Origin of the sequence: Pseudoalteromonas sp. SG41-2, from assembly GCF_014164535.1 — a bacterium.
Taxonomy (GTDB): domain Bacteria; phylum Pseudomonadota; class Gammaproteobacteria; order Enterobacterales; family Alteromonadaceae; genus Pseudoalteromonas; species Pseudoalteromonas rhizosphaerae.
Genome location: NZ_JACJFK010000033.1, coordinates 1 through 16317, shown reverse-complemented (window position 1 = coordinate 16317; position 16317 = coordinate 1). Strand labels below are relative to the sequence as shown.

General features: G+C 40.3%; 15 protein-coding genes and 1 pseudogene. All 16 read left to right on the top strand.

Features of this window, described 5'->3' with window-relative positions; translation table 11 throughout:
- Positions 1-10: 10 nt before the first annotated feature.
- The gene (locus H5186_RS20020; protein ID WP_182718826.1) at positions 11-625 is read left to right on the top strand and encodes a hypothetical protein; all 615 of its coding nucleotides are present in this window, start codon (positions 11-13) and stop codon (positions 623-625) included.
- 432 nt (positions 626-1057) lie between these two features.
- A complete protein-coding gene (locus H5186_RS20015) occupies positions 1058-2662 on the top strand; it encodes an ABC-F family ATP-binding cassette domain-containing protein (protein ID WP_259398521.1) in 1605 nt (534 codons plus the stop codon).
- Between the two features lie 5 nt (positions 2663-2667).
- Entirely contained in the window at positions 2668-3819 is a 1152-nt protein-coding gene (locus tag H5186_RS20010) for an MFS transporter (RefSeq protein ID WP_182718827.1), read from the top strand.
- A gap of 337 nt (positions 3820-4156) precedes the next feature.
- On the top strand, positions 4157-5464 hold the full coding sequence (locus H5186_RS20005; protein WP_182794859.1) for a DEAD/DEAH box helicase: 1308 nt from the start codon (positions 4157-4159) through the stop codon (positions 5462-5464).
- Positions 5465-5616: 152 nt separating this feature from the next.
- Positions 5617-6153, top strand: coding sequence for an RNA polymerase sigma factor (locus H5186_RS20000; protein WP_182718829.1), 537 nt, complete (start codon positions 5617-5619; stop codon positions 6151-6153).
- 144 nt (positions 6154-6297) lie between these two features.
- Positions 6298-7293, top strand: coding sequence for a FecR family protein (locus H5186_RS19995; RefSeq protein ID WP_182718830.1), 996 nt, complete (start codon positions 6298-6300; stop codon positions 7291-7293).
- Positions 7294-7577: 284 nt separating this feature from the next.
- Complete coding sequence (locus tag H5186_RS19990; RefSeq protein WP_182718831.1) at positions 7578-9968, top strand: TonB-dependent receptor; 2391 nt, start codon at positions 7578-7580, stop codon at positions 9966-9968.
- A gap of 144 nt (positions 9969-10112) precedes the next feature.
- Complete coding sequence (locus H5186_RS19985; protein ID WP_182740150.1) at positions 10113-11732, top strand: PepSY domain-containing protein; 1620 nt, start codon at positions 10113-10115, stop codon at positions 11730-11732.
- An 8-nt stretch (positions 11733-11740) separates the two neighbouring features.
- On the top strand, positions 11741-12094 hold the full coding sequence (locus tag H5186_RS19980; RefSeq protein ID WP_182719659.1) for a DUF3325 family protein: 354 nt from the start codon (positions 11741-11743) through the stop codon (positions 12092-12094).
- Between the two features lie 27 nt (positions 12095-12121).
- Positions 12122-12472, top strand: coding sequence for a hypothetical protein (locus tag H5186_RS19975; protein WP_182719658.1), 351 nt, complete (start codon positions 12122-12124; stop codon positions 12470-12472).
- Positions 12469-14145 carry a PepSY domain-containing protein gene (locus H5186_RS19970; RefSeq protein WP_182794858.1) on the top strand — a complete coding sequence of 559 codons (1677 nt, stop codon included), beginning with the start codon at positions 12469-12471 and terminating at the stop codon, positions 14143-14145. The genes H5186_RS19975 and H5186_RS19970 overlap by 4 nt, the downstream gene beginning before the upstream one ends.
- Positions 14146-14219: 74 nt before the next feature.
- Positions 14220-15167, top strand: a complete 948-nt coding sequence (locus H5186_RS19965) for a MotA/TolQ/ExbB proton channel family protein (protein ID WP_182740148.1) — start codon at positions 14220-14222, stop codon at positions 15165-15167.
- A complete protein-coding gene (locus H5186_RS19960) occupies positions 15151-15621 on the top strand; it encodes a biopolymer transporter ExbD (protein WP_182719655.1) in 471 nt (156 codons plus the stop codon). Before H5186_RS19965 ends, H5186_RS19960 begins: the two co-directional genes overlap by 17 nt.
- Complete coding sequence (locus tag H5186_RS19955; protein WP_182719654.1) at positions 15621-16025, top strand: biopolymer transporter ExbD; 405 nt, start codon at positions 15621-15623, stop codon at positions 16023-16025. The genes H5186_RS19960 and H5186_RS19955 overlap by 1 nt, the downstream gene beginning before the upstream one ends.
- Complete coding sequence (locus H5186_RS19950) at positions 16022-16228, top strand: hypothetical protein (protein ID WP_182794857.1); 207 nt, start codon at positions 16022-16024, stop codon at positions 16226-16228. Before H5186_RS19955 ends, H5186_RS19950 begins: the two co-directional genes overlap by 4 nt.
- A pseudogene (locus tag H5186_RS19945) lies at positions 16189-16317 on the top strand (cytochrome b N-terminal domain-containing protein); the annotation flags it as partial. The gene H5186_RS19950 and the pseudogene H5186_RS19945, both read left to right, overlap by 40 nt.

Genomic DNA, 16317 nt, shown 5'->3' with positions numbered 1-16317 from the left:
AGGAACTTTTATGACTATTAACTTTAATATCCATCAAGCGGTAAGTCTTACTACTATAAATCAGCCCAAAACGCAGATAGCCCCTCAGCAGCAAGTGACAGATACTGATGCTAAAATAGAGGCTGAGGCTGAGGCAGAGCCAGAAGCGATTGCTGCATTTACTGGCGAAGCACAAAAAAGCTCACCCTATAGTGCGCTGCTTAATCCTGAAGGCTTTGATTTTAGTAATATGTCGATCAATGAATTCAAAGGGATAGTTGATGCGGTGAGAAAACTTGAGTCGGATACACAAAGAGCAAGCGGTAACACAGAAAGCCTCAGAGGAACATTTTGGGGGGATGTTATGGATGTAAAGGGCTCTCTTGAAGGGATCAACTTCCAGAACAGAGGTTTTTCTTCAAGTGATAAAATCGATATAACAGCATTTTTTGAACTTGGTGTTAAGGAAGCACAACAAATGCGAAAAGAGCACCCTCGCTCTTTTAGTAAAGTTGTTGGATATGCGCGGTCTTCTTTGTCAACGGTAGAAAAATTAACCTCAGAATCTTTTATTAAAGAATATCAAGCAAAGGCCGTTGAGTTCTTAAAAAGCCAAGATACCCCATTGATAAAAACGCAGGCCTAGCATTGGTGTGAGCTTGTATGTCTTATTTTAAAGTAAATTAGCAAAAATGAACCGGGATCAACCAAAGCCGGCAGTTGTAAAAGAGGCATACTTTGGATACGTCGCAGCTCAACTATTGACCGAAAAAAGATATTTAGCTAGAATCCGCACTATTCAATTTTATAGTTATCTGTAATGTTTTACATCTTATTCAAGAACTTTGTCAGGAGGCTTTGCTCCGCGCACTATCACGATGAAGTGTTGCTCGGAGCTTGATGTTTTCTGAATCTTCATCAGGTATAACGTGATCCCTCTAAAATAAGGGAGGGGTAGTTGTATCTGATCATTACAGAAAAAGGCCGACGATGAACTTCATCGTCGGCCTTTTTTGTTTTTGATGGTTAGAAAAAATCATAAACAAAGTTTCGATGATTCTTGAAACGAGGGGCCGGTATGTCATATACCGCCCCTCGTTTTTTTGGTGTAAAAACAATGAGTTTATTAAATTTAAAAAGTGTTACTTACCACATTGGTGATAAAGCTTTATATCAAAATGCTGAGTTTACTCTTTTAGCTGGTGAGCATGTTGGTGTAACCGGTGCAAATGGTGTAGGTAAAAGCACCCTACTTAAACTGCTTCAAGCAGAGTTATTACCTGATGAGGGCGATATTATTTGGCAACCTGCAATTAAAATTGGCTATCTTGATCAGCATGCTCAAATGAATGATTTGCTCTCGGTATATGATTATTTGCGAACAGCATTTTCTGAGCTGTATTTACTCGAAGCGCAAATGTTAGATATTTATGCTTGCTCAAAAAAAAGTACTCAGCAAAGCCAGCTTAATCGAGCTGCAATGATCCAGACAAAGTTAGAAAGTCAGTCATTTTATGTGATCGATAATAAAATTAATGCTATGGCTGAAGGGCTCGGGATCACGGCATTTGGAATGCAGACTCAACTTGCTAAATTAAGTGGTGGACAGCGTCATAAGGTGATGTTGGCGAGGATATTATTACTTTTACCTGATGTGCTTTTGTTGGATGAGCCTACTAACTATTTAGATGTTATACATATTAAGTGGCTAACAGAGTACTTAAATGAGTTTGAAGGTGCGTTTATGGTGGTTTCACACGATCAAGCCTTCTTGAATAGTATCGCAACTAATATATGCGATATAGATAGACAAACTATCCGAAAATACAAAGGTAATGTGGCAAAGTCTATGGCTCAGAAAGCCAATGATGATGCGGCTTATATTAAGCAATACCAAGCTCAAAAAAAGCATATCGATAAGTTGGAGCTGTTCATTGCAAAAAATGGAGCTGGAGTGAATGCCAGCATTGCTAATGGGCGCAAAAAACAACTAACACGTATCGAACGGCTGGTGCCTCCTAAGCAAAATAAGCCAATAACGTTTATGTTTAGAAGCTCAACCTCTAATGCGCAAGAGATGCTTAAAACATTGGATCTGGTAATTGGTTACTCTAGGCCATTATTGCCAGCGATTTCTCTTACTATTATGCGTGGCGAAAAAGTGGTGATTACAGGTTTTAATGGTATTGGTAAATCAACGTTATTAAAAACCTTAGTCGGAGAATTAGCACCATTATCGGGAGTGATTGCATTATCACCTGTTTTGCAGTTGGGTTATTTTGAGCAAGAGTTGTATTGGTCTTATCCTGAAGCGACACCGGTAAATTTGCTCAAATCGGTGTGCGATGGGTTGGATGATAAGACCGCAAGAGAGCAGCTTGCGCGTTTTGGTGTGGCGGGGAAATTAGCAATACAGCCCATTGAATCGCTAAGTGGTGGTGAGCAAACTAAAGTAAAGCTATGTTGTTTAGCATTAAAACCGACTAATTTATTAGTGCTTGATGAACCGACAACACATTTAGATATGGAAGTAAAAGCTGCACTTAAACAAGCCTTGATGGAATACACTGGAACAGTGATTATCGTTTCACACGAGCAGAGCTTTGTTGCTGATTGGCCAGACCGAATAGTGGACATTCAATCTATTATTAATACCCAATATGCAGAAGTAGTGAAAGGTTAAATGCTATGTTATTAAAAATATTATTATTCTTTATTGCTTTTTTAGTGGGCGCGGATGAACTGATGCTAGGGCCAATCTTGATTCCAATCGGTAACGATTTAGGAGTTGAGCCAGAGCGGGTCACTTTATTTATTACAGCTTACAGTGTGGCTTTGGCAATGGTTGCACCTGTATTGGGAGCATTATCTGATCGCCATGGTCGTTTGTGGGTGCTATTACCTGCGGCATTGCTATTTGGTGCTGCGTCGATTGCGACCGGATTAGTAGATACATTTGAATGGGGATTAACGACCCGAGTACTTACAGGGCTTGCCAGTGCAGGTATGCTACCTATTGCCTTTGCAATTGCCGCTGATTCTTCAGGTGCAGATGCTGTAAAACGGATTGCTTGGGTTCAAGCTGGCCTTACTCTGGGTATGATAGCGAGCCCTGCAGTGGGAGCTATTTTAGCTGAATGGCTTTCTTGGCGCGCTGCATTTATCGTTCTTGGAGTTTGTGCTTGGTGTGTAGCTGCTTTACTTGGAATACTAGCTGCTAACAAATTACCAGTTGAAAAGGTGAGTCCACAAAACATAAGTAAAGAGCAACCTGTTAAAATATGGGCGATTCCAGGTGCGGCAGGCGCCTTGCTTGCTATGTGCTTTGGTCTCGGTGGCGGTATTGGTTTGTTTAATCTTATTGGCCAGCACTTACGTGACAGCTTAAATGTATCAATGTGGTTAGTGGGGAGCTTATATGCCATTTTGGGGGTAATAAGTGTGATTGGCAATATGTTGATGCCCCGTTTGATGCAGCGTTTTGGCAATGGACGTCAAATAATGAGAGTTGCTTTGATTGTATGTTTGCTTGTTAGTGTCGGGTTTTATTCTTATCCCACAGAGCATTGGGCTATTCTGCTTTTGTTGTTAGCGTTTTGGTCGATGGCAGGTGGGATCGGATCGCCGGCCTTACAAAGCTATATCGCTGAATTATCGGTAACTCATCGTGGCGTATTAATGTCTATGGGAATCACCATGATGCATATTGGTGTCGCTATTTGGTCTGGAATCGCAGGGTTTGCTTACAGTTTTGGAGCAATAGGAATGGTAATTCTTGCTACCTTATTATTCGGAATGGCCATTGTCGTGTTGCGCCCTATTAGCAAAGCCCAAAAGTAAGCATGATATTCGCTGGAGTTAACATAAATAAAGATCAATAAACTTAATCCAGCTCCGCTCTAAAGGGGCTGGAATTTCAAATTACTGGCTTACAGATTTTATTTTGCAGCAAAGCTTGGGAACATAGCCAAATACTTTGTTTAAAAAGATTATTCTAAACATAATAATAAAAGCGCGGGATAAATCCGAGTTTACAAAAATCACAAACCTGCTCGTAATTTGTAGCTCGAAGCGCTCAGCTGTTACCTAAACTACATTTAAATCACTAATCTCTACTTAACGGGCAATAAATACGCTAAAATTGCAGGCTATTTTTAGTAATGAGCCCGCACCTTTTATGACCTCAGCCGCAAATCCTAGTAATTTCAACGAACTTGGCCTTATCCCAGAGCTAATTGCTCGATTGTCTGATCTTGAATACACCCAGCCTACGCCGATTCAGGCAAAAGCAATTCCAAGTATTTTGGCGGGCAGTGACTTAATTGCAGGGGCGAATACCGGCTCTGGTAAAACAGCGACCTTTGCTTTGCCTATGCTACAAACCCTATTTTTAGAGCAAGGCGCTAAAAAAGCAGCGAGTAAAGGTAATTTTGTAACAGGGCTGATTTTAGTGCCAACGCGAGAGCTGGCAACGCAGGTGGCTGATAGTGTTAAGTCGTATTCTGCAAATTTTAATGGCGCAATAAAAACCGTTGCGGTGTTTGGTGGGGTGTCGGTTAATACGCAAATGCAGGCATTACGTGGCGGCGCCGATATTATCGTGGCAACCCCTGGGCGGTTACTTGATTTGATTTCAAGTAATGCGATTAAGCTCGATAGAGTCAGCACCTTAGTGCTTGATGAAGCCGATCGCTTATTAAGCCTTGGCTTTACCGAAGAATTGGCTAACTTATTAGCGCTTATGCCCGCTAAAAAACAAACCATGTTGTTTTCAGCGACGTTCCCAGAGCAAGTAACGCTTTTAACGCAAGAGCTGTTAAATAATCCGGTTGAAATACAAGTTCAAAACAAAGACGAAAGCACCTTAGTACAGCGCGTATTTACGGTTAATAAAGGCGAGAAAACTACGGTTTTAGCGCATTTAATTAAACAGCAGCAATGGCGCCAAGCACTGATTTTTGTAAACGCTAAAAAAGATTGTGAGCACTTAGCCAGTAAGCTCGAAAAACGTGGCGTTAATGCGCAAGTATTCCATGGCGATAAAGGCCAAAGTGAACGTACTCGGGTAATCGAAAAGTTTAAAAATGGCGAAATAGAAGTACTAATAGCCACGGATATTGCGGCCCGTGGTTTAGATATTGCCAAACTGCCAGTAGTGATTAACTTTAACTTACCGCGTAGCCCTGCTGATTACATGCACCGCATTGGCCGAAGTGGCCGTGCTGGTGAAGTAGGTTTAGCGTTATCACTGATTGATTATGAAGACTTTCATCACTTTAAAATTATCGAAAAGAAAAACAAACTACGCCTAGAGCGTGAAGAAGTAACAGGCTTTGCCGTAAACCAAGCCAACCTTGATGCCGCCGAGGCGCTTAAAAATGACAAGCCAATGGCCAAGCCTGAAGGTACTGGTAAGAAAAAGAACAGAAATAAAGCCGATGATATAGATGATGTATGGAGCGGCTGGCGAGGCAAAGGTAAGTAATGCCAAAATAGTTAAATACATAAGCATAAGTGGGTAAGCTACTGTTGCTTATGTATGGCCTTTAATTGCTGGAGTTCTTTACATTTGCTAATGCAAAAAGTTATTATTAGCGTTTATTGACGAAACATTGCATTTAAGGTGAGTAGTAGACCTTGGCTTCATTTCCTTTTCAAACCTTAGCACAAGCCGTTGAGACTTATTATGGTGAGCTTGTAAAACACATTCGCTTGCGTGCGGGTTCTGTTGACGTTGCAGAGGAAGTCGTTCAGGAAACATGGCTACGTGCTGTTAATACGCATATTGAGTTACCCAGTAACCCAAAAGCTTACTTATATCGCATGGCTAGTAATCTGTTGGTAGATCAATTTCGTCAACAACAAACAGCCCAGCAGTGGCAAGCGCAAATAGTGTCGCCTCAAGAGCAAAGGCAATGTGAGCAAGTCGCTTGCCCTTCCCCTACACATACTGATGTATTAATTTCTAAACAACAACTGGCTGTATTAGAGCAGGCCATAGCCGAATTACCAGACAAATGCCGAGAAGTATTTATACTGTATCGCAGGCAAGGACTAACAATGCGAGAAATATCGCAGATATTGGGTATCAGTATTAAAACGGTTGAAAAGCACATTGCAAAAGCTATGGTTCATTGTCGTCAATGCTTGCGAGAGGCGGGGCGACAGGTTTGAGTTTTTTTATTTATTCACCCATTTTAACGATTTTTAACTACGCATTTATCAAGTTGGTCAACCAAGTAAAAGTTATTTTTATAATAAACTTTCTGATTGGTATTTGCTTTTTGTTAAGTTGTATTTTTGTAAGGCTTAATCAGTATGGTTGAGATGGCAAGTAAGTATACAGCTGAGATACCGGAGGCTATCTTAGAGCAAGCTTCAGTATGGCATGCCCGCATGCACGACAGTGATCTTCAAGAATCACAAGGCTGTCAGTTAAAAGCACAGTTCAATACTTGGCTACTTGCAGACCCTTTACATCGGGTAGCATACGATGATATGAGTTCGTTATGGGATGTACTGACGCACTCGGAACTATCTGAAAACGATTTAATATTAGAGCCAACCGTTCAAAAAACCTTCATTAAGCGTGTATCACGGCCATTTTATGCAGCCGTTGCAAGTGTTGCGCTTTTTGTTGCTATAGCAGGTGTTGGTTGGCAACAAAACTGGCCGCTGCGCTTACAAAGTGACTATTACAGTAACGTTGGTGAGCAAAAAGTTGTGCAACTGGATGATAATAGCGAAATTATCCTTAATACTAATAGCGCAATTAAAGTTAATTATACCAAACAGTTACGGGAAGTGGTATTGCTTCAAGGCGAGGCTAGATTTAATGTTGCTAAAAATAGTGAACGCCCTTTTGTGGTAAATACAACACAAGGGACGGTCACTGTTACTGGCACTCAATTTAATGTTAGTTTGTATAGCGACTCAGCCACTGTCAGTCTGTTTGAAGGAAGCGTTGCACTGACGTCGAATCAAGCTAGAAAACTTAGGAAAAACTTATCTGCAAATCAACAAGCTAAGCTTTTTTCAACGGGCATTGGCGCCGTTAGTGAATTTGATGCAGCAGTGGTTAATGCTTGGCAGCGTGGGCAGCTTGTTTTTTATAGCGCTGCGCTTAGTGAGGTTGTTGCTAAACTGAATCGTTATCGTAAAGGGAAAATAATTATTACTGATGATTCAGTTAATAATTTGCAGATTAGTGGTGTGTTTTCTATTAATGACCCCGATGCTGCGTTGGAAATGATCACTGAAACCTTAGCGTTAAAACAAACTCGCCTAACTGATTATTTAGTCATGTTGCACTAAAGAACCTGAACTTCGAATAATAAATTTATCTCCGGCTTGAGAGTAAAACGAATATTAATACAATAAATTAATGTGTGAGTGAATAACTTGACTAAAGATCAGGTTAAATAAGCGTTAGTTTTTCTCCTCTTTCTTACCTTTCAAATAGCGCACACCCTAGTTAAATTCTTTCTGGCTGTAATAGCTGCATAATTTTTTTTAACCGCACTGGGGGAAAGTGTGAGTGAGATACGTCTTAATTGTAGGTGTAAATTATTCGTATTACTTTTACTAAAGGGCGCTTAATGGATTTTCGTGTTAATAAACGTATTGGGTTGTTTTCAATACTAACCTTGGCGTTCATAGCCAGTCATTCACTGCAGGCTAATACTGCAGTTAAACCGCAAGTTGAAAATACTGCTCACCAGCACGCAGCACGCTATCAATTTGATCTTGAAGCTAAAGTATTGTCAAAGGCTATTACTGATTTTTCTGCTATTACTAACGTTCAGGTTTTATACACGGGGATACCGACAGCACAGTATATGTCTGCTGAAGTTAAAGGTGATTTGACCCCAGCTCAAGCGCTTAATGTTTTATTGTCTGGCACTAATATACGTTACCGGTTTGTCACTACAAATGCGGTAACGTTAGAGAAAGTAAAGGCCAAAACTAACAGTCAGCCGTTGTCTTTAGGGCCAATAACGGTAACGACTGCTGCAGGATATTCTCAAGAAATCAAAAATTCACCGGCAAGTATTAGCGTGCTTTCAAATGATACTCTGGAAAAGCGCCCGTTTAGTTCTTTACAAGATATTACTAATGAAGTGCCAGGTGTTAACGTTGTTGGCTCAGGTGCTAATAGTGGTATATCAATTAGGGGCATGCCTAAAGGGTACACATTGGTATTGGTTGACGGAAAACGCGTTCGCTCAGAAACAGCTAACCCAAGAGAATTAAATAATGAAGATCTAGATAGCAGTTTCATACCACCGGTATCAGTTATTGACCGTGTTGAGGTTGTTCGCGGGCCCATGAGCTCGCTATATGGTAGTGATGCTATGGGTGGGGTAATTAATATTATTACCAAAAAAACGCCTGAAAAATGGGGCGGCAGCGTAGGGTATGGCTTTCAAGCGCCTGATAGTGGTGTGATGTCGAATAAACGCCAAGCGGATTTTTACTTATCTGGGCCGATTATTAAAAACACTATGGGTGTTTCTTTATGGGGTAGTGAAATACTGCAAGATGAGGATAAATATTTAGGCGGTTACCAAGAATCTCAAAAGCGTACTTTAGGCGGTAAGTTAAACCTTATAGCCAATCAAGATACCGATTTAACATTTGATTTTTCAACCTCAAAGCAGCGTTATACCAGCAATCCTGGTGGCGTGTTAAAACAAACAAGTCGGTCCGCTGTTGATCGAGAGTGGACACGAGACTCTTGGGGTATAACCTACAATAAGCGTTTTGAGCTGGGTGATTTAGAAGTCAAATATTACCAAGAAAGTTATGAAAGATATCGTTATCCAAAAACTTACGAATTTACCACAAGTTCGGAAAATAAAGTTGCCGATGCGCGCTTTTTAACCGGTTTTGGTCGTCACCTTATAACTACGGGTTTGCAGTGGACTAACGATGAACAAGCCAATAGTGATTTGGGCGGAGGTCATTCAGGTAGTTTTGGCACAAGAAAGGTCACTGATTGGGCTATTTTTACTGAAGATGAGTGGGAGCTTATTAGCCAAAAGTTATATTTAACGTTAGGCGCTCGATTAACTGACAATGAATTTTTTGGCAAACATACTTCCCCACGTGCTTATTTTGTTTTTAATTATAGTGAAAACTTAACTTTTAAAGGCGGTATTGCAACGGGCTATAAAAGTCCAAAAATCACTCAAATTGATGAAACTACGGGCTCATCACGCGGCGGCGGTAATGATCAATTTGTGATCATGGGTAATCCAAACTTAAAACCAGAAAAAAGCACCAACTATGAGGTTAGTGCTATGTATAACAACAATAAAAACCTGAGTTTTGGCACAACTTTTTTCTACAACGATTTCACCAATAAAATACTCAGCACGCAATCTTACTACTTTAGTGATGGCAATGACGGCGTTATTGCAGCGTATTGCGACTCTGGGAGTGTCGGTTCGCAGGAATGTCCAGCTTGGGCTACGTGGCTTAATGCTGATGGAGCAACAATTCAAGGTATTGAGTTAGAGGGAAATTGGGATATAGCTGAAAAGTTGGCGCTGAAAATTAACTATACCTATACCGATTCTTCCATAGATGCCAGTAATGTTGTTATTAATACACCTGCAGGCGCGCGCCCTTTTGGCGATACTCTGGCGCAATTAGATGGTAATTCGTTAGTTGGTGTTCCTGATCACACCGGTTCCGTTGTCCTTAATTATTATCCAACCGATAAGTTATCTAGTTACATAAGAGCGAATTATGAAGGGCAAATTACCCGAGTTGATTTTGATCGTAACTCGGTTGATAAAAGTGAAAAAGATTTAGCGACTTTAGATATTGGATTGAGTTATGACGTTAATAAGTGGCTTAGTCTAAATTTCACAATTGATAATTTTACAGATGCAAAGCGTTTTAAAGTACGTGAAGACACTGGCGCTTTTAGGTTTTCAGAGCGTGGACGTAGTTACTTCATGAACATGAAAGTGTTGTTTTGATTACGGCTTATAGCGAGTTGGAAAAATGATTATGGCTGTAAGCTTTTTAAACACTCCATCTTTTTTATTGAATATGCCATGTGACGTTACTTGCACATTAACAACGACATGGTTTAGAGACTGGTTGATTAATTGGTCTTGCGCATGAGTAGAAAAGCAGTAAACGCAAAGCTTAACATACGAGTAAGAATGGGTCCTGTTCATACATGGGTGGGGCTGATTTTAAGTGGGCTTATTTTTGCAATATTTTGGACTGGCACTTTGTCTGTATTTGACAAAGAAATAGACCGCTGGATGATGCCAGATACTCGCATTAACTTAATGAAAGTGACATCTTCGTTATCGGTAGATAAAGATATTATTCAGCCATTGAGTGAGCAGCAAAATGGAGCTGCTTACTGGACAATTGTGTTACCGCGTGAGCGTATACCATATGTAATCAAAGCGGCTTCATATAAAAAGCCTCGTCGCCATGTTCGGGAGTATTTTCATCCAGTTACGCTTGCACCATTAACAAAAGCGAATAGACCTAATGCTAGTAGTTTTATTTACCCTTTTCATCATAACTTGACGCTGCGTAAAGATGATTTAGGTGCATGGCTGGTAGGGGTTGCAAGTATTGCAATGCTCTGTCTGTTAGTTTCAGGCATTGTTATTCATCGGCGAATATTTACCGATTTTTTTTCTTTACGTTTATTTCGTAAGTTCAGCAGAGCTAATTTAGATCTGCACAATTTAACTGGTGTTGTGTTACTACCATTTACTCTTGTTATAACTTTGTCAGGGTTGATTATTGTACAACAAGTCTATTTTCCTCAATTAATTAGTCGCGTTTATCAGCAAGCTATTAGTGTTGAGAATAGTAATAAGGTCGCGAATGAAAAAGATGCTCAGCGTTTATTTTCAGCAAAGGTGCTAGGTCATATTCGTGAGTCTGCCAGCGGAGAAAAAGGCCATTTTGCCTCCATTGAACAGATGATTTCAGAGGCTGAATCAGATTGGGGTAAAGGAGGTGTTTATTTAGTACGAGTAAATCATCCTGGTGATACTAATAGCTCTGTTGTGTTTAGAAGACATAGCGATGATTCGGTTACAAAAAGTAATGATCATAAGCGTTTTAATACTATGACAGGAGAGCCAAAAGGGTCATTTACTGGCTCGCAAGCTGTTGGCATTTGGAACTTTATAAGTGGCATGCACTATATCCAATTTGATCATTGGCCACTTCGTTGGTTGTATTTTTTTGCTGGTTTAGGTAGCTGTTTATTAATTGCTACGGGCTTAGTGCATTGGACCACCGCGAGTAATAAAAATAACCTAAACCCTCCTCTCAATGTCGCTCTAATGAATGCACATAATATTGCGGTTATAACCGGCATTATTGCTGCAACAGGTGTGTTTTTACTTACTAACAGAGTAAGGGATATATCCCCATATTTGGATGCTGTTATGGGAGATAAAGCTGAAATATATGCATTTTTCAGCGTTTGGTTACTTAGCTTGTTGCATGCTTTGCTAAGTGTTTTACAAGATAGATCATATGGATACTTAAGGGCTTGGACACAGCAATGTGGATTTATTGCTGTTGTTGCTGTTTTTGCCGTTATTTTAAACTGGGTGGGAACAGGGGATGGCCTTATTAAAACAGTGTTTACAGATACTTACTGGCCTGTAGCGGCTACAGACTTGGTGCTACTAATCTCGGCTGCCAGTGCTTTTTGGACTAGCGTAAAGTTACGAGCTCATTATCAAGAGAGGTTTTGAAGAATTTTATGATGCACATCGGATTAATCGCGTCGTTTGTCTGTGCCTATGTTGGTTTTAGTTGTTGGGCTATTAGTCAAACTCAGCATTGGCGTACTGTTATTGGTGGACCCTTTCCAAATCAAGGTACGGTCAGAGCACAGCGTTTTATTGGAATTTTTATGGTGGCATTGTCATTAATTTTAGCGGTGTTTAATGATGGCTTTAGTTTTGGCGCGTTGGTATGGGTTTTAATATTAAGTTTGGCGGCGACTTTAGTCGCATTTTCTTTGGTGTGGTGCCCACGTTTATTGGGCTATATCAACAAAGTTATATCGTACTTTTATTTTGATAACACAGTGGAAAAAACCAATAAACCGTAATGTTATTTTTATTTTTAGGTGAAAAAAATGGTCGTAAAAGGCTCAGTGTTAACTGATCTAAATAATCGCGTTAATCACACTATGGCTGTTTATAAATGGCTTTATAGTATCAGTATGGTGGTGCATTCAATTGTTATTTGCTTGCTTTGTTATATTAGCAGCTCGCAGCTTGTCAATATTACGGGGGCAGTACTTTTTCATTTAGGTATGGTGTGGACTGATGCTGTTGTTGTTGCAAGTATGACAGGCTTTATCTACTTACCGGTTATTTTAATGTGGGCTTTTTCTCGCGGAAATACGTTATTAACCTGGGTAAATGTGATCGGCTTTACGGGTATAACCTTTGTTGCAGCTTGGTTAGCTGGGGCGTTGGTATGAAAACCGGGTTTAGATTTAACATGAGTGTCTTGCATACTTGGGCTGGGTTGCTGTTAAGTGGTTTACTGTTTGCTATTTTTTGGACCGGCACGCTATCAGTATTCGATAAAGAAATAGATCGCTGGATGATGCCGCAAACGCGAATTAATATGGATACAGCACCTAAATTATCCGTTGATCGCGATATTGTTCCTCTACTCAATACTCTCTCTGAGGGAGCTACGGCATGGAGTATCGTACTACCTTCTGAGCGCAAGCCCTTTTTAGCGTTGGGTTATGATACCAAAGAGTCACATATAGCTAAGCGAAATAGTTTTCACCCTGTGACGTTAGAGCAGCTTCCTGCATCGAATACGCGAGGTGCAAGTCGCTTTATTTATCCATTTCACCATAATCTTACGTTACGCAAAGGCAATATTGGTGCTTGGCTGGTGGGTATTGCAAGCATTGGCATGTTGTGCCTTTTAGTCTCAGGAATAGTGATACATCGTAGATTATTTACTGATTTCTTTTCCTTTAGAGTGTGGCGTAGTTTTAGCCGAGGTAACCTTGATGCGCATAACCTAACCGGCGTTGTACTATTACCTTTCACCTTAGTTATTACTTTGTCAGGATTAATGATTGCGCACTTAATTTATTTTCCTAAAGCGCCCGATGCCGTATATGAGCAAATGCACCCTCAAGCAGTACATACTCAGAAAACTCCAGCTAAGGAAATTACGCGCTCACGCCAAAAAATCGATAGTAAAAGTAAAGCTCCTAAAGCCAAAGAAGGCGCAGGTAATTCGCCTGCAAGGCGGCGTTTTATTGGTGAGTCACAAGGGCGAGTTACCCCTAAAGCGTCCGGCGAATTTGCAACGATAACATCTATAGACCCTTTAATTACTGCCACTGAGGAAGAGCTGGGGCATGGTGCTGTTTATATGGTGCGGGTAAGTAATCCTGCGGATGCAGAAGGTGTGATTGCGCTTCGCTTAAGTGGTGACAAAAGTGTGGCACAAAATATGGATAACCGACGGTTCTCTGTTGCAACAGGTGCAGAGCTAGAGCACTTCGAGTCGTCTTCCGTTACTAATGTGTTTAATTTTGTAGCGGGTATGCATTATGTGCAGTTTGATCATTGGCCATTACGCTGGTTTTACTTTGTTGCAGGGCTTGGGGGATGTGTTTTGATAGCCACTGGACTATTACATTGGACACAGGCACGCAATCAAAAACATGACGGCACACGTTTTAGCATCTTTTTTATGAATGTACATAACCTGAGCGCAGTTATGGGCATTATTATCGCAACGGGGGCTTTTTTAGTAGCTAATCGACTATTTAATAACTCAGTGCAATTTGCAGGTGTTTTAGTCCGTGACCTTGAAGTATATGTGTTTTTTAGTGTGTGGATGTGTTGTTTATTTCATGGCGTGATCAGAGTGCTCATAAATAAGCGCAGTGGTTATATCAAGGCATGGACTGAGCAATGTTGGGCAGTAGCTTTTATTGCCATTGCAGCGGTTTTATTGAACTGGCTCACCACTGGAGATCACCTAATTAAAACTTTATTTACAGATGCTTACTGGCCAGTTGCAACAATTGACTTGTTGCTAATTAGTAGTGCTGCACTCGGAATTTTTGCAGCGCGAAAGTTATCAGCCAATCTCGAATTAAATATCGGTAGTTAAGTAGTTGTAATCATTCTTGCTTGCCTAGCGGTAGGTAAATAAAAAATTGATAAAATTAAAAGTTGAGGCAGTTGGTGAAATTAAAATTCTTTTTGATCATATTTGTACTATTTATATTTCCATTTACCTGTTCATCTCAGGAGTCAGCCAGTGTAGATAATAGCCAAGTTATTTCCGCAATTAATAATGAAACTAGTGTCAGTGAGGCTGCACCTTTAGAGTTTGATTCAGCTTTAGCTGATATAACAAAAGATGTGGGAGAAAATAAAATAGCTGATGCTGAAGTTATGAGCGCACCCTCTTGGTACAAAACGACTATAGAGCTTTTAAACACAGGGGGAGCAGTCGTATACATACTGTTGTTGATGTCGGTAATCGCATTAACCATTGTTTTAATAAAGCTTATACAGTTTCAAAAAGCACATATTTGGCAACGGCAATTCGCAAAGCGTGTACTTGTTTTATGGCAGCAAGGAAAATGTGAAGATGCACTTAATTTAGCTAATAGACATCCAAACCCAATAACGCTTGCAATGGCGCGTGCGTTTAGGGGGATTACACACAATGTTGCCGAGCCTGCGGTACGTGAAGACGTTCTTAGGTTTGGTAGTGATACGCTGTTTCGCTTAAGACGTGGCTTTCGTCCATTAGAAGTGATTGCTTCTTTGTCGCCATTGCTTGGTCTATTAGGTACTGTGTTGGGTATGATTTCTGCGTTTCAGCAACTAGAAGATGCAGGTAATAAAGTGAACCCAGCTATTTTATCCGGTGGTATTTGGGAGGCGCTACTAACTACGGCTGTGGGGTTATGTGTGGCTATACCTGTGGTGGCATTATTAAATTATTTAGAGCGCCAAGTAGACCACTTAGCCCACGAAATGGACAACTTATTAACACAAGTATTTATTACTGACTTGTCGCAGCAGGGATGTGAAGCTTTATATCAGGGCAACGCACAGCAAAAGAGTGTAGTGTTTTCGCAGGTCAACACGATGCAGGCTGAGCATGCAAAAAGCGTATAATCAATTTCCAACACTATCAGCTAAACAAGCAAAACGAAAAACGTTGGTGAGCCTGACGCCGCTAATTGACGTGGTATTTATTTTGCTCATATTTTTTATGTTAGCTTCGAGCTTTACAAAATGGCATAGCGTTGAAGTAAATAGTAGCAGTAATACAGGGGGGTCTTTAAAAACAGATTTACCCCCGTTTTTAGTGCAAGTTGCCACCGATAAATTGTTACTTAACAACAACGAAATTGCGCTAAGTAGTTTGTTAAAGAAAGCCAAAGTAAAGCCGAGTGAACAAGCAATAATTCTACAACCTTTAGGTGACACTCCGGTGCAGGCATTGATCGACATTTTAGATGTATTAAGTGAGCAAAGAATAGCGCCTCTACAGCTAGTTCAAGACCCAACATGGCAGGTAAATAATCAAACTGAGATAAGCGCCAATATGCCTTTGGAGTTACATTAATGCATTTCCCTGAGCGACGACCTGATCAAACAGAAGAACGTATTTTACCGCTAATTAATTTAGTCTTTTTATTACTTATTTTTTTTATGATCGCAGGCAGTTTAAGCGCAACAGAGCCATTTGATATTACTCCTCCCACTTCGAGTAGTGAAACAGCAAAAGATGCAGAGACAATTGTTGTGTTAATGAATAAGAAAGGTCATTTTGCTCTAGATAATCAGCCGTTATCAGAGCCGGATTTACTTGCCAAGATTACAGATATTATTAAGCGTAGTCCTAACACTGTGATCACTATAAAAGCTGATGCAGATCTTGTTGGAAATCATCTAGTAAGCTTTACACATGGCTTATATAGTATAGGTGTCAAAAAATTACAATTATTGACTGAGCAGGCGCAGCAATGAAAGATACAGCTTTAAAGTTAGGTGTATGGGCTTGGTCTGGTGCAATTTTACTTGCAGCTTTAGTACATTTAATTATATTTTTTTTAATTTTTTATTCGCCATCCATTGCCTTGCAAAATAGTACGCAAGCTAGTGCTAAATTAGGAATAGAGATTTCGTTAGGGCCATATTCGGGGCTATTCCGGTTATTGGTGATGACTTAACACTTTGGATCCGTGGTGATTATGTAATATCAGGTGCAACGCTTAACCGCTTCTTTGCATTACATGTTATTGCTTTACCATTGGTTATC